The organism is Psychrobacter sp. D2 (assembly GCF_013608135.1).
Classification (GTDB): Bacteria; Pseudomonadota; Gammaproteobacteria; order Pseudomonadales; family Moraxellaceae; genus Psychrobacter; species Psychrobacter cryohalolentis.
This window is the reverse complement of record NZ_JACDXZ010000006.1, coordinates 153787-168842: the sequence shown is the minus strand read 5'-3', so window position 1 is coordinate 168842 and position 15056 is coordinate 153787. Positions and strand designations below refer to the sequence as shown.

General features: G+C 41.6%; 11 protein-coding genes. 4 read left to right on the top strand and 7 right to left on the bottom strand.

Features of this window, described 5'->3' with window-relative positions; translation table 11 throughout:
* Positions 1-431: 431 nt before the first annotated feature.
* Entirely contained in the window at positions 432-1865 is a 1434-nt protein-coding gene (locus H0262_RS09395; RefSeq protein WP_011513529.1) for an L-serine ammonia-lyase, read from the top strand.
* Positions 1866-2005: 140 nt separating this feature from the next.
* Here H0262_RS09395 and H0262_RS09390 read toward each other — a convergent pair whose 3' ends face one another.
* The 3 genes from H0262_RS09390 to xthA all read right to left on the bottom strand — a co-directional run bounded on the left by H0262_RS09390 (position 2006) and on the right by xthA (position 4843).
* A complete protein-coding gene (locus H0262_RS09390; protein ID WP_020443396.1) occupies positions 2006-2404 on the bottom strand; it encodes a DUF4377 domain-containing protein in 399 nt (132 codons plus the stop codon).
* Positions 2405-2722: 318 nt separating this feature from the next.
* Positions 2723-3946 (bottom strand): bifunctional glutamate N-acetyltransferase/amino-acid acetyltransferase ArgJ, encoded by a 1224-nt coding sequence (gene argJ, locus H0262_RS09385; RefSeq protein ID WP_181210577.1) that lies wholly within the window; start codon positions 3944-3946, stop codon positions 2723-2725.
* A 72-nt stretch (positions 3947-4018) separates the two neighbouring features.
* Positions 4019-4843, bottom strand: a complete 825-nt coding sequence (gene xthA / locus H0262_RS09380) for an exodeoxyribonuclease III (RefSeq protein WP_133104253.1) — start codon at positions 4841-4843, stop codon at positions 4019-4021.
* A gap of 317 nt (positions 4844-5160) precedes the next feature.
* Between xthA and H0262_RS09375 the strand changes: the two genes are divergently transcribed.
* The 3 genes from H0262_RS09375 (at position 5161) to H0262_RS09365 (ending at position 10308) form a co-directional block, all read left to right on the top strand.
* Entirely contained in the window at positions 5161-5730 is a 570-nt protein-coding gene (locus H0262_RS09375; RefSeq protein ID WP_020443393.1) for a thioesterase family protein, read from the top strand.
* 616 nt (positions 5731-6346) lie between these two features.
* Entirely contained in the window at positions 6347-8044 is a 1698-nt protein-coding gene (locus H0262_RS09370; protein WP_181210576.1) for an AMP-binding protein, read from the top strand.
* 563 nt (positions 8045-8607) lie between these two features.
* Positions 8608-10308, top strand: a complete 1701-nt coding sequence (locus H0262_RS09365) for a long-chain-fatty-acid--CoA ligase (RefSeq protein WP_020443391.1) — start codon at positions 8608-8610, stop codon at positions 10306-10308.
* Positions 10309-10409: 101 nt separating this feature from the next.
* Here H0262_RS09365 and H0262_RS09360 read toward each other — a convergent pair whose 3' ends face one another.
* The 4 genes from H0262_RS09360 to H0262_RS09345 form a co-directional block, all read right to left on the bottom strand.
* Complete coding sequence (locus H0262_RS09360; RefSeq protein ID WP_020443390.1) at positions 10410-11279, bottom strand: SDR family oxidoreductase; 870 nt, start codon at positions 11277-11279, stop codon at positions 10410-10412.
* A 138-nt stretch (positions 11280-11417) separates the two neighbouring features.
* Positions 11418-12170, bottom strand: a complete 753-nt coding sequence (locus H0262_RS09355; RefSeq protein ID WP_181210575.1) for a histidine phosphatase family protein — start codon at positions 12168-12170, stop codon at positions 11418-11420.
* Positions 12171-12247: 77 nt separating this feature from the next.
* Complete coding sequence (locus H0262_RS09350; protein ID WP_181210574.1) at positions 12248-13522, bottom strand: phosphotransferase family protein; 1275 nt, start codon at positions 13520-13522, stop codon at positions 12248-12250.
* Between the two features lie 145 nt (positions 13523-13667).
* Entirely contained in the window at positions 13668-14918 is a 1251-nt protein-coding gene (locus H0262_RS09345) for an acyl-CoA dehydrogenase family protein (protein WP_259275446.1), read from the bottom strand.
* Positions 14919-15056 lie beyond the last annotated feature (138 nt).

Below are 15056 nucleotides of genomic sequence, written 5' to 3'. Positions count from 1 at the left end.
CGCAAGAACATACTTTTTATTTCTATGTTTTTCTACACTATTTTTCTATCTCCAATCAGCTGTTTGGAAATATCATAATAATAGGTATTATTTTAGAGTATTACCACATTTTGCTAGCTGTATTGACTAAGATATGCTTTACTAAATTCAACGCTTTGGCTGCTCATACCGTGTATTCTATAGCGACAGCTAACTTACAGGATGTTACATAAGCGTTGATGCCGAGCATCATAACGGAATTTAATAATAAACAACAGCTATTATTCACCCGTCACTCGAACGAACACGTTTAAACATTTTCATAGACAATGCACTAAATTTATCGATGATCGATACTTATTATCTATTGTTGCCCATTATAATATTATATGGGCGCAGTAGTCTTTGCTATGCGGTTTTTCTGACTCCCTTTTATTTTTTGGTAACTTATTATGATTAGTGTCTTTGATTTATTCAAAATCGGCGTTGGCCCATCAAGCTCTCATACGGTTGGTCCTATGATAGCGGCTAACTTGTTTGTACAGTCACTCCTAAAGCAAACCAATCTGAGCGACATCCAGTCTTTAGAGATTGAGTTATATGGCTCGCTTGCGGCAACTGGTAAAGGACATGCTACAGATACTGCCATATTACTGGGCTTACTTGGTCATGCACCTAGCACCATCGATACGCGTTTGACCAGTGAATATCTGGCACCGATCTTTTCAGACAATCAACTCAATATCGCAGGCGAGCACGTTATTGCTTTTGATACAGAGCGTGATATTCACTGGTATGATGAGACGGTTCTACCTTATCATCCGAATGCTATGACTATTCGTGTGTCTTTGGCGAATGGCAGCCATTATCAGCAGACTTATTATTCCGTAGGAGGTGGGTTTGTTATCAATGAAGAAGATGCAACCAATCCTGATGAAGATAATGCAACGCCGACTATCGATGTGATTCCTTATCCTTTTAATAGCGCCGCAGAACTATTAGAACAATGCCGTAAACATCACTTGAGCGTGAGCGAGCTGGTATTAGCAAACGAATGCCATTACCGTGAGCAGGCAGAAGTATTTGCGTATTTAGATTCTATTTGGGAGTCGATGCAAGATTGTGTGACTCGTGGCTGCCAAAACAGCGGTATTTTACCGGGTGGATTAGATGTAAGACGCCGCGCTCAAGCACTATATGTGCAACTATGTGCTGAAAAAGACCAGCCGATTGCGCAAAATGACAAACTGGTTGCGATGGATTGGATTGATTTATATGCTTTAGCAGTCAATGAAGAAAACGCCAATGGCGGCAATGTGGTCACTGCTCCTACCAACGGCGCGGCAGGTATCATTCCTGCAGTGATGCACTATTATCGTGACTTTTTATCAAACTATAGCCTTGATGGCGCGCGCAAATTTTTGTTAAATGCCACGGCGATCGGTAGCTTAATCAAACAAAATGCTTCAATATCGGGTGCTGAAGTGGGCTGCCAAGGCGAAGTCGGTTCAGCTTGTGCAATGGCGGCGTCTGCATTGGCAGAAATCTTAGGTGGCGACCCTGCTAAATGTCTTAATGCTGCTGAGATTGGTATCGAGCATAACTTGGGTCTGACCTGTGATCCTGTTGGTGGCTTAGTCCAAGTACCTTGCATCGAGCGCAATGCGATGGGCGCAGTCAAAGCCGTCAATGCAGCACGACTTGCCTGTCGTGGTAATGGTCAACATTTTGTCTCTTTAGACAAAGTCATTGAAACTATGAAAGTTACTGGCGCTGACATGTTAGATAAATACAAAGAAACTTCTCGCGGTGGATTGGCAGTATATGCTGACAACCGTATACCGACTGCCACTCATGGCGTCAGCGTGAAATACAGCCAATGCTAATAATTGGGCAGCTTATAAATCAATAGAACATATAAACCCTATTATAAAAAAGACCTCTAATGATTAGAGGTCTTTTTTTGAGCTAACTGCTATTGAACTAACGGTAGTGCTATTTATTCCAAAAGCTACTTAATGAGCAATTATTCCGCTTTTTTTGACACTACTTGGTTAAGTATCCAAACTGGCTTAACCGCATTCGTTACTTCATCCATCATCGCTTCTTGACGAACGTCCAAAACATAACGATAATTTGGCTCATACGTAAAGCCTTGAATATTACCATTTAAAGGGGTGTAGTTTTTCTGATACGTTTGGCGATACTGCAAGCACTCTGACTCAATCATGGCACCATTAGAAGCTTGTAGCTCACAAACTGCTTTCAGCGGAGCTATCTCTATTTTAAAACTTGGAATGTTAATGACTTTAACCACTGCTGGTTCACCTTCAACGACCATGGTACGCGTATCGTCAGTTGCCATGGTTGAACAACCTGATAAAACAAACGTTGCCATCACTGCTGCTAATGCTAACTTTTTCATTATAAAATCCTCAATATATTCATAGTTTTATTTGTTTAGACTCGATTTATTCATTTTAGAATAACCGGTTTTTCAATATCACTTAATCACTTATTATTAACTCGACCAGTATAGGGCGCAAAGTAACTGCGCCTCTATAACTGCTTTGTAACTTAACGTCAGCTTTTGCAACGACTGTTAATCAACAGTAAATAAATATTTTTGATATTACCGATAAATACATCCTACTTTCAGTGATATCAGTTTAAAACACTAAATAAAAAACGCTCAGAATCATGATGATTCTGAGCGTTTTTTGTAAGTAAGTATTAAGATTGTTTAGCTACGATAGTCCGCATTTATTTTGACATAGTCGTAAGATAAATCGCAGGTGTAAACGGTATCATGGGCATCACCGCGTACAAGATCGATATGAATGGTAATCTCAGGGCGACTCATGACCGTATTGCCCGCCTCTTCCGTATAGTTTGGCGCGACACCACCATTTTGACAAATCATAACTTCGTCTAAGTAGACATCGACTTGTTCGGTATCAAGGTCTTCAATCCCAGCATAACCGACGGCTGCTAATATACGACCCCAGTTGGCATCACTGGCAAAAAATGCCGTTTTGACCAAGGGTGAATGCGCAACCGCATATGCCACATCGCAGCATTCTTGCGTGGTTTTGCCACCTGTAACTTTAACTGTCATAAATTTAGTAGCGCCTTCACCATCACGTACGATCAGTTGTGCCAAACGTATAAAGACTTCAGCTAACGCCTCAAACACTGCCTGATAATGTGGGTGCTCAGGGCTATCAATGATATCTGAGCTCGCAGCACCTGTCGCTATCAATACACAACAATCATTAGTCGAGGTATCACCATCAACCGTAATACGGTTAAAAGACTGCTCATTGATAGCATTTAACATCTCTTGTAATAAGTCAGCAGCAATATTGGCATCGGTTGCAACATAGCCAAGCATGGTTGCCATATTGGGACGTATCATGCCTGAGCCTTTTGACATCCCCGTAATATGATAACTACTACCATCAACATCGATTTTTTTACTCGCGAGCTTTGGAATCGTATCCGTTGTACGGATACCATTTGCAGCAGCAAGCCAATTATCAGGCGCTAGATTGGCTAATGCGTTGTCTAGTCCAGCGATAATCGCTTCACTATTTAATGGCTCACCAATAACACCCGTCGAAAATGGCAGTACTGCATCACTAGCCACGCCAGCTTTAGCAGCCAATGCCGCACAGATATCTGTGGCGCGGCGTTTGCCATCAGCACCGGTTCCAGCATTAGCATTACCAGTATTGGTCACCAAATAGCGCGGAGAAGCTGCAGCAAAGTGTTCACGTAATACGCGCACAGGCGCTGCACAAAATGCGTTTTTGGTCGTTACCACTGCAGTGGCCGCATCAGCTGCGATCTCAATAATTACCAAATCATCACGATTTTTATAACGTACGCCTGCTGCGGTAGCGCTTAATTTAATGCCTTCAATAGGATAAATCGTCTCAGGTACTGCAACATTGCCAACTGCCATCATTCACTCCTTAATTATTGATATTGGTATATTTTTATTGATTGTAAAGCTTTAATCGTAATGGTAAAAACATCATACTTTGTTTAAATCAAATGCTGTCCAAATAGGCGCATGGTCAGAGGGTTTTTCCATAGCGCGCAGCTCATAGCTGATACCCGCATCAACACAACATTCAACAAGATCAGGCGTACATAAAATATGATCAATACGCAATCCACGCTTAGGATCATCATCAAAACCGCGACTGCGATAATCAAACCAGCTGTATAATTCAGTGCTTTCTGGATAATGCAAACGGTAGGTATCAGTCAACTCACGTGACATAAGATTGCTATACCACTCACGCTCCTCAGGTAGGAAGGATGTTTTTCTATTTTTCAACCAACGCTTAGCATTTACTTCACCGATTCCAATATCGATGTCTTCTGGGGCAATATTCATATCCCCCATAATCACTAGCGAGCGCCCTTCTGCTTTTAGCGTATCAATATAGGCCATTAAATCAGCATAATAAGCGCGTTTCATCGGAAATTTGGTCGGATGATCTTGACTCTCACCCTGTGGGAAATAGCCATTGAGCACATCAATCTCACGCCCATCAAACTCATAACGCGCATGAATAAAACGTTTTTGCGCCTCTTCATCTTCGTCAGGGAAACCTTTTTGCACAAAAATAGGCGCAACTTTCGATAATAATGCCACACCGTAATGCGCTTTTTGTCCAAAATACTCGACGTGATAGCCCAAGCCTTCTACATTTTCAAGGGGAAACTGCTCATCATGCACCTTGGTTTCTTGCAGACCCATGACATCAGGATCAATAATATCTCGCACCGCCTCCAGCTGATGTTGACGAGCTCGGATACCATTGATATTAAAACAAACAAAACGGGTCATAAATTATCCTATCCTATATAAATAACTGCTTTGATAAGTAAATGCAGTTTTAAAATGCACTTATAAATAAATCTAAAATAAAACAAATACGGTTATGATAACAGACATAGACAGCGCTAGCTGTTGCACCCTTTTATATCTTGAGTTAGAGTGTTTGTTTGGTCTAATTACTTGGCTGTTTGCCGTGTCATTTTATCAAAACATGCTATCAAGCCATTCTTATTGACTATCCTACTTTTTATTAAATCATGCTTATCAAGCAGCGGCATTTAAACAACTTATAACACCCTATTATTAAAAATCTATTGAGCATTATTATGACAAAAACAACTGATAAGAACCCAACTGCCGTATCAAAACCTCACATAATTACGCCGTTATTTGCGACCAACTATAATGTCTACATCAATCATACTGATGCTGGCGGTATAGTCTATCATGCCAATCACTTAGTGTTCTTTGAAAACTGCCGCCGCGATTGGTTTACTCAATTGGGCTTAAATGGTTATTTTTTAGAGACCAATGACGGTCAGATTCAGCATTTCGTCGTCACTCAAGCGGACTTGCAATATAAGCGCGCAATTTTATTAGATGAGGTCATTAATGTACGCATTGATAACGTTGAGATAAAACCTGCCAGCATTGTATTTTATCAAAGCATTTATCGTCAGCCCTCTCAAGAGAACACTGCTGACAATGTAAAAGCGGTTTTGCTAAGCAGCACTAAAATCGTTGTTGCCTGTGTACAAAATCAAATCACACCGGATGCTATAGAGAATGATGCGTCAAATAAAACCATCTCAAATACCGCGCCAATGCGCCCTATTCGTGTGCCAAAAAAATTGCGTGTTGCTATTGAGCAAGCAATTTCAGAATACAATAAGTAGCTTCTATAATAATTGATTTCTTAAATATCTTTAGAAAAATCTGTTTTTCCTACGACAGTAATTAGTCATCTTCTCTTTTCGTATGATATATAGAATCGATTTGATTTAAAACCGATACAGCTCTACTGCTATAGACTTTTCGTAGCCCCTGTGAAGCATGCTATGCCTACAAGGACTGCAAAACATTTATTCCAGCCTCGCTGTATCATTTTTACATTGAGCTGGCTATAGACCTTGCTATATATTCATTTATAAGGATATTTCCTGTACTGAGCAGTACTCTTATCATCATAGTGCCTTAGCCTAGATTCATGCTAACGTATTGCTTAAATGTATCATTATATATTTGATATATTATTTTTTTGTGGTAGATGGTTGGTAGAAAAAATTAATTCAGCTAGTTTTTTAAGATTACTCAGATAGCTTCTTAATTAAACACTTATTTTTTACCATTTACTGATGCCAAATAACCCAATAACACCAGCAGTCTGTCAATGGATAAGGATATTATTAAATTCAGCGATCGCTTTTATGTCAGCGCTGTTTTTTTATTGACAAGGATCTGACTGCTTAGCTAGCAACATTTAACCTCTCTCATATTTCAAGGACGCTGACTATGACGCCAAATAAACCTTGGCTTGCAAATTACCCTATTGGTGTGCCAAAGACGATTGATCCAGACAAATATAGCAGTATCATGGAGCTATATGAAGAGTGCTTCGATCGCTTTCGCATGCATCCTATGACCATCTGTATGGGCGTTACTCATACCTACGACGATGTCGATAAAGCCTCTATGGCGGTTGCTGCATGGTTACAGGCAAAAGGTCTGCCTCAAGGTAGCGTAGTCGCGCTTATGATGCCAAACGTGCCGCAATACTTGCCAACGATGATTGGTATTTTGCGCGCCGGTTATATCTGTACACCCGTAAATCCTCTGTATACTGGTCGCGAGCTACGCCATCAATTGAATGACTCTGGCGCTCAGGTTATTTTTGTCGTCGATAACTTTGCTCAAGCACTTGAGCAGGTCATTGAAGAAACCCATATCAAACACATTGTCCTGTCAAAAATGGGCGATATGATGGGTCTAAAAGGTATATTGGTCAACACTATTATCCGTCAGGTCAAACGCTTGGTACCCAAGTATAATCTGAATGACCCAAAATACGACGTCACTAAGTTCCCTGATGTGCTCAAGAAAGGCAAAAACCTGCCTTTCCAAAAGCCAAAACTTTCTTTGAGTCAAACTGCCTTTTTGCAATATACAGGTGGTACAACAGGGCTGTCTAAAGGCGCTATTTTATCTCAGCGTAATATTGTCGCAGGCGCGATGCAGTCAGAAGCTTGGACTCGCCCTATTACCTCAGAGATTAATGAGGTATATATCAATATGGTGATGGCACTGCCGCTGTATCATATTTTTGCCTTTATGCTGAGCTCACTGGGTATGCGTGCAGGTTACACCTTTATATTGGTTCCTAACCCGCGTGATATACCAGGCTTTGTTAAGACGTTATCAAAACAGCCCTTCCATATTTTCCCTGCGGTCAATACCTTATTTAAAGGCTTACTCGACAATCCGAACTTTAAAAATCTAGATTTTAGCTCATTACGCATCTCACAAGCAGGCGGCATGGCAGCGACTGAGCAAACAGCAAGACGCTGGCTTGAGACGACAGGCTGCGCTATGATTGAAGGTTGGGGAATGACGGAAGGGGTTGCTGTTGGTACTGCCAACGTCATCACTGATCGCAAGTTTAATGGTACGATTGGCGTCCCTGTCCCTAGTGTTGATGTCATTATTATCGATGACGAGGGCAACCCTGTCGGTGCCAATCAAGCAGGCGAGATGTGTGTCAAAGGACCTAACGTCACCTCAGGTTATCTAAATAGAGACAGTAGTGATGACTTTACCAAAGATGGCTACTTTCGCACTGGCGATATCGTCAGCATGGACGAGAAAGGCTACTTTAGACTATTAGACCGTAAAAAAGACATGATTTTGGTGTCAGGATTTAATGTATTTCCAAATGAGATCGAGTCGGTCATGCTTGATTGTGACGGCATTATCGATTGTGCTGTCATCGGTATCCCTGATGAGAATCAAGGTGAAGCGGTCAAAATCTATGTTGTCCCTGCTGATAACAATGTCACCAAAAACTCTATTAAAGAGTTTGCTTTAGACAATATGACTGGTTATAAATGCCCACGTCATATCGAGTTTGTTACTGAGCTACCAAAAAGTAACGTCGGTAAAGTATTACGTCAAAAACTTCGCGAGAAGCATATGATAGACAATCCTCAACTATAATTAAAGCGGTCTTTTAATTGTCAAGAGCGCCTTGCATTAGATGCAAGGCGCTTTTTTATTAACCATACCATCGATCAATTTTAAACTTTATTAGCATTTTTAATATGCTATCTTATCTCTGCAATCGCTTCACTATTCTTAGTTGCAACATATATTTTTCAATATATCAAGTATAACGACAAACTCTCAAGTTCTTTTATAGCAATAACTTACTCAATTACACTTATGTTAATGTATTGCCAAAATATGTTACGCTATTGTTTATAACATTGAGTCAGTAATATATTTAACTGAGGTCAATTAATTGACCTTAAACAGCAGTACATTTTTCAAAAATAATTACAAACCAGCCATTTAATCCATTCAGATGAGTTTTCTGTGTGGTTAAATGAATTTTTAGTTCAATCACCTTGTATAAAGGCCGCCGTATTTTAGCAGTTTGTGAATAAATGGGATAGCACTCGACAATCCACCGCCTAACTGGTGATGACTCGTATTGTTGACATGGATGTGACTACTTTTGTATAGAGCCTTAACTGATCGCAAATTTAAGGACGCTTAGTATGACAACAGATAAACCTTGGCTTGCTCAATATCCAGCAAACGTACCCAAGACTATTAATCCTGATCAGTATGAAAGTCTCATCGAGTTGTATGAAGAGTGTTTTGACCGCTTCCGTATGCATCCTATGACCATCTGTATGGGCGTTTCTCATACTTATGGAGACGTGGACAAAGCGTCTCTTGCTGTCGCTGCTTGGTTGCAAGCACAAGATATCCCCAAAGGTAGCGTAGTGGCAGTCATGATGCCAAATGTACCGCAATACTTACCGACGATGATCGGTATATTACGCGCCGGCTATGTTTGCACTCCTATCAACCCACTATACACTGGTCGTGAGCTACGTCATCAACTCAATGATTCAGGCGCTCAGGTTATTTTTGTCGTCGATAACTTTGCTCAAGCACTTGAGCAAGTCATTGAAGAGACGAACATCAAACGTATTGTCCTATCGAAAATGGGCGACATGATGGGACTAAAGGGTATTTTGGTCAACACCGTTATTCGTCAGGTCAAACGCTTAGTGCCTAAGTACAACCTGAATGACCCTAAGTATAATGTTACCAAATTCCCTGATGTGCTTAAAAAAGGCAAAAACCTGCCTTTTCAAACACCAAAAACCTCACTGCAACAAAAAGCTATTTTACAATATACCGGCGGTACAACAGGCCTATCTAAAGGCGCTATTTTAACCCAGCGTAACGTTGTCGCTGCTGCCATGCAATCAGAAGCATGGTATCGCCCTGTTACCTCTGAAATTAATGAGGTGTACATTAATATGGTGATGGCATTGCCGCTATATCATATATTTGCCTTTATGCTGAGCTTGCTAGGTATGCGTTCGGGTTATACTTTTATATTAATACCTAATCCACGAGACATGCCTGGATTTGTCAAAACCTTATCAAAACAGCCCTTCCATATTTTTCCTGCCGTCAATACCTTGTTTAAAGGGCTACTTGATCAACCAACCTTTAAAAACTTAGATTTTAGCGCATTACGTATCTCACAAGCAGGCGGTATGGCAGCGACTGAGCAGACGGCAGCGCGCTGGTTAGAAGTCACTGGTTGCCCGATGGTTGAGGGTTGGGGTATGACTGAAGGGGTTGCAGCAGGTACTGCTAACGTCATTACTGATCGCAAGTTCAATGGCACTATTGGCATTCCTGTACCTAGTGTCGATGTAATTGTGGTCGATGATAATGGCGAGACCGTAGGTTTTAATCAGTCTGGTGAAATGTGCATTAAGGGACCAAATATCACCTCAGGCTATTTTAATAAAGACAACACCAACGACTTTACTAAAGAGGGTTACTTCCGTACTGGTGATATCATTAGTATGGACGAAAAAGGCTATATCACTTTACTTGATCGCAAAAAAGACATGATTTTGGTATCAGGATTTAACGTCTTTCCGAATGAGATTGAGTCAGTTATGCTAGATTGCAAAGGTATTATTGATTGCGCAGTGATTGGCATTTCTGATGAGCATCAAGGCGAAGCGGTCAAAATTTATATCGTTCCTGCTGATAACAATGTTACCAAGAGTGATATTAAAGAATTTGCCTTGGACAATTTGACTGGCTACAAATGCCCGCGTCATATTGAATTTGTGAGTGAGTTGCCAAAGAGTAATGTGGGTAAAATATTGCGTCAAAAACTGCGTGAAAAACACATGGCAGATAACCCTCAAATGTTATAACTTCTAAAATCTGTACACATTAAGACCAATAAAAGAATCCCTCTATATCAGCATATAGAGGGATTCTTTTATTGGTCTTGATATTATTAATGTCGCTTGTACTAACTGACTTTATTGACCACCTGCAATGGCAAGTGCTTCATTGCTTGACCGACGATAGACCATGGTAGACTGGGTACACAAGCTTCATCAACCTCAGCTTCAATCGCTGCAACGATGGATTTGGTGCCCGTATCTGCATCTACTTCAAACGGTAATGGCTTGGCATTTTCATTGATTTCAGTACGGATATAGCCTGGATAAATAGTAGAGACTTTGATCGGCAGTTTGGTCAATAGCATATCAGCACGGATGCCCTCTGCCAAATGTGCCAAACCTGCTTTACTCGCACCATAGGCAGTCAAGTGCTTAGGTAATCCACGCATCGCTGACATACTAGATATCACGACCAAATGGCCGCTATTTTGTGCGCGAAAGATACTCATCGCTGCTTCACACTGCGCGAGCGCTGAGATAAAGTTAACTTCAACCGTACGGCGGTTGGTATCAAAGCGTCCTTTACCAATACGGCGGCTCTCGCCAATGCCTGCATTGACCACAACACGATCAATATGACCAAAGTCAGCCGTGAAGGCATCAAACACTTCAAAAATCGCATCATAATCACTAACGTCTAGCACTCGATACTCGATACGAATATCAGGATATTGTGCCATCAGCTCTATTTGTAGACTCTCTAAACGATCCGTACGACGCGCACAAATAGCAAGGTTGTATCCAAGCTTAGCAAACAATCTCGCCATGCCCTCGCCCAACCCTGAGCTGGCACCCGTGATTAAAACCGTTTTGCCACGACCAATCTGCTGTTTATTTAAACCTTTTAAATAACGTGCTGGTTGAACCGCGCCAAATAATTGATTTTTACTTTTGGTGGCTTTTTTTGCCACTAGGCTCAGTAATTTATTTTGCATGGACATTCTCTTATGTATCAATGATAACTTCAAGATAACGTAAACCCTTCCAACTGTCTATGTGGCTTTGGTGTTATCTGCGCTAGTAGCCAGCCACTACAGACTTTCTATAACAAGGTTTTAGCAACCAATCATGAATTATCGCCATGTCACAAAACGCTTACCATCAGCGAATAAATGACTATACTCATTTAATGACAGTAAACGTGAATTCTGCTCTTTTAAAGTAATAGATGTCACGCCCGTATTAACCAAGCTTTTATTGATTTGATACGCAGTCTGACTGCCTTGTTGTAATAACTGCGCGGTAATAGCCGCAATAATGCCGCCTGAAGTAAATACCAATACCGTACTATCACGATTTAAATTTAGCGTTGTCATCTGTATACGTATTTGCTCAAGCGCTTGCTTAGCTCGCTCATTAAACTGCGACCAGCTTTCTATATAATCTTGATCATAATCACCACCATGCCAGCGCTGCATCGCGTTATCGAATAACTCAGCCAAACGTGTCATCGGTACATCCGCTTTAGCAATCTCAGCTGCAATTGATGCTCGAGTGCTGAATGCTGGATCTGATTTAACAAAAACATCTTTATGATTAAATTCATCAAATTGTGGCAGTACATAGCTATCCGCCGCACTCATATCGATTGCAGGCTTGTTAGAGCTATCGGTATCAGCAAATGACTGATAACGCCGCCAAAAATGATGTGCAGAATCTTGTTGCCTGACCAAACTCCCCGTAAAAATAGCATCGATTCGGCGCTGGGTCGTTGCATAATGCTGGCCGAGCATTTGCGCTTGGATATCACCTAGCTCTGACAGCTGATCGTAATTTTCTTGTCCAAAGGATGCCTGGCCATGACGTGCCAGAAGAATGGTTGTCATAAAATACTGCCTTTTATCATAGTTTCAATATGCTGATTTCAAAAATTTTACTTGCTAAAAAATTACTCAACTGTTGATTACGGCGACTTAGCAAAATAGCCTTTCGGTAAAATACCTTTAATAACTTTTTGTACAGGCGCTGGTAATTGCTCAATGGTGGCAGCATCGACGCCCATATCTTGCAAATGCGGCTGCACATGAGTGTTGAATAACGCCTCACCTTCATACTGTGCTATCAACTTCAGAGATTTTGCATGCAATACATGAACGATAAGCCAAAAATTCTTAAACGCCGGATTGGTTGTTTGTTTATGATAGTAGCGGTAATAAATTTGCTGGACAATACCTGCTAGACGGAATAAACCAAATACTTCATAAAAAGTCCAATTATCTATCTCTAAACCTGATTGTTTAAGATAGTAATCCACCACTTCATCACGGGTCATCATGCCTTCTAAATGCGTGGGCTGACGGCGTGACTGCTGCATGATGATGTTGTCATCTTCTTCAATCCAATAAGCCAAGGCGCTACCCAAATCCATCAAAGGATCACCCAAGGTCGCCATTTCCCAATCAAGTACGCCGATAACCTTAGTTGGATCTGCGGCATCTAAAATGACGTTGTCAAAACGCCAATCATTGTGAATCAAGCAAGTCTTACTATCAGCAGGCGTATGCTTGCCAAGCCATTGACGTACTAATGCAAAGCTAGGGACGTTAGGTGTTTTGGCTTTGACATAACGCTTATCCCAACCTGTTACTTGGCGCTCGCAATAACCTTCGCCACGCCCAAGATTCACTAAATCAGGATGCGCTTTATAATCTACTTGGTGCAGCTCAACCAAAGCATCGATAACATTGGTACATAATGCACGCGTTTGCTCTTCGTTTAAATCAATCCCTTTTGGCAAATTGGCACGAGGAATGATACCTTCCATACGCTCCATGACATAGAAATCGGCACCGATGACGGACTCATCCGTACATAGCGCGACCATTTTAGGTACATAAGGATAAGCATCCTTTAAGGATTTTTGGACAGTGTATTCACGCACCATATCATGTGCTGATTTGGCTTTAGTGCCTTTTGGCGGACGGCGTAAGATTAAATCTTGGCTTTTACTTTCAGCGTTACCTTCGCCTTCATATTGCAGGCGATAAGTCCAGTTTGATGCTCCGCCTGAGAATTGGGTAACCGTTGGCTCGCCTGCTACATCGATTCCTTGGGCGCGTAGCCAGTTACTAACCGCTTTGGCGTCAAGCTCTTCGCCCTCGCGAACCTCGCCGCCTTTATCTAAGATTTTATTAGCTACTTCTTTATCCGTAGTATTGCTCTGATTAGCAGTTGCCATAAGACAGTCCTTATCGTGTGGTCAGTTATTTTTATTGATTATTTAGGGGTGAAGAATCCACTATCAAATGATTGATAGTGGATTTATAGTTATGGTCGCCATTGAGCTTGTTTTGTATTAGTTATAGATACAAATCTAAGTTACCTTAAGATTTAGCAGGTTTCGACGAACGGCTAAAACCTTGACGCTTTAGCTCAAGTTTCGCAATCATGGTTTTATGCACTTCATCAGGACCATCGGCTAAGCGCAGCGCTCGTGCTTGAGCAAAGAAACTCGGCAGCATCGTATCTTGGCAAACGCCCATGCCACCATGAATTTGAATCGCCATATCGACTACTTCTTGTAATACCGTTGGTGCAACGACTTTAATGGCAGAAATTTCAGTCAATGCTGCTTTGGTACCTTGCGCGTCCATTTTTTGTGCGGCATATAGAGTCAGCAAACGGGCTTGGTCAATCTTAATACGTGCTTCAGCAATACGCTCAAAGTTACCACCCAGTTGTAGCAATGGCTTACCAAAAGCCGTACGCTCCATACCGCGTTTTACAGCCAGCTCTAGCGACTTTTCAGCGGCCCCAATACAACGCATGCAATGATGAATGCGACCTGGCCCTAGGCGACCTTGCGCAATCTCAAAGCCCATACCTGGGCCACCGATAAAGTGGCTCACAGGTACACGTACATCATTAAAGCTGACTTCACCATGCCCGTGCGGCGCATCATAATCGCCAAATACTTTTAGCATGCGCTCGATATTGACGCCTGCAGTTTTTACTGGAACCAGTACCATCGAATGCTGATGATGACGGTCTTTAGTTTCATCAGGGGTGTATGCCATCACAATCAAAATATCAACTGCTGGGTCGCCAAGACCGGACGACCACCATTTACTACCATTGATAATAATCTCATCGCCATCGACAACCGCAGTCGCCTGCATGTTGGTCGCATCACTGGATGCCACCTCAGGCTCAGTCATACAAAATACCGAACGGGTTTTACCTTCCAAGATTGGCGTCAGCCATTTATCTTGCTGCTCTTGTGTACCGTAACGCCACAACAGCTCCATATTGCCACTATCGGGGGCATTGCAGTTAAAGACATAAGGCGCAAGTAAGCTGCGTCCTGTTAGCTCGGCAATCGGTGCATAATCGGTAACCGAAAGGCCAGCCCCTAGCGTGTCATCCGGCAAAAATAAATTCCATAAACCGGCTTCACGTGCTTGCTTACGTAAGCTCTCATACTTTTCTGGCCACTGCCAATTTTTCCAATTACCATCAGGATTTTGCTGATGACAATCTGCCCAAAACTGCGCTTCAATGGGCTCAATATGGGTTTCGATAAATGCTTGTACTTGGGCATGCATGGCTTGACCATGTTCTGTTGCTGTAAACATTAAGGCATTGCTAGACATAATGATTTCCCTATCCTTATTAATTATCTCAATCACGTTTTTATAAAAAACTTCATAGTGTACGTACGTAAACTCTGTATCGTATTTACCATTTATAACACAGCGATTATTTTTAAACAG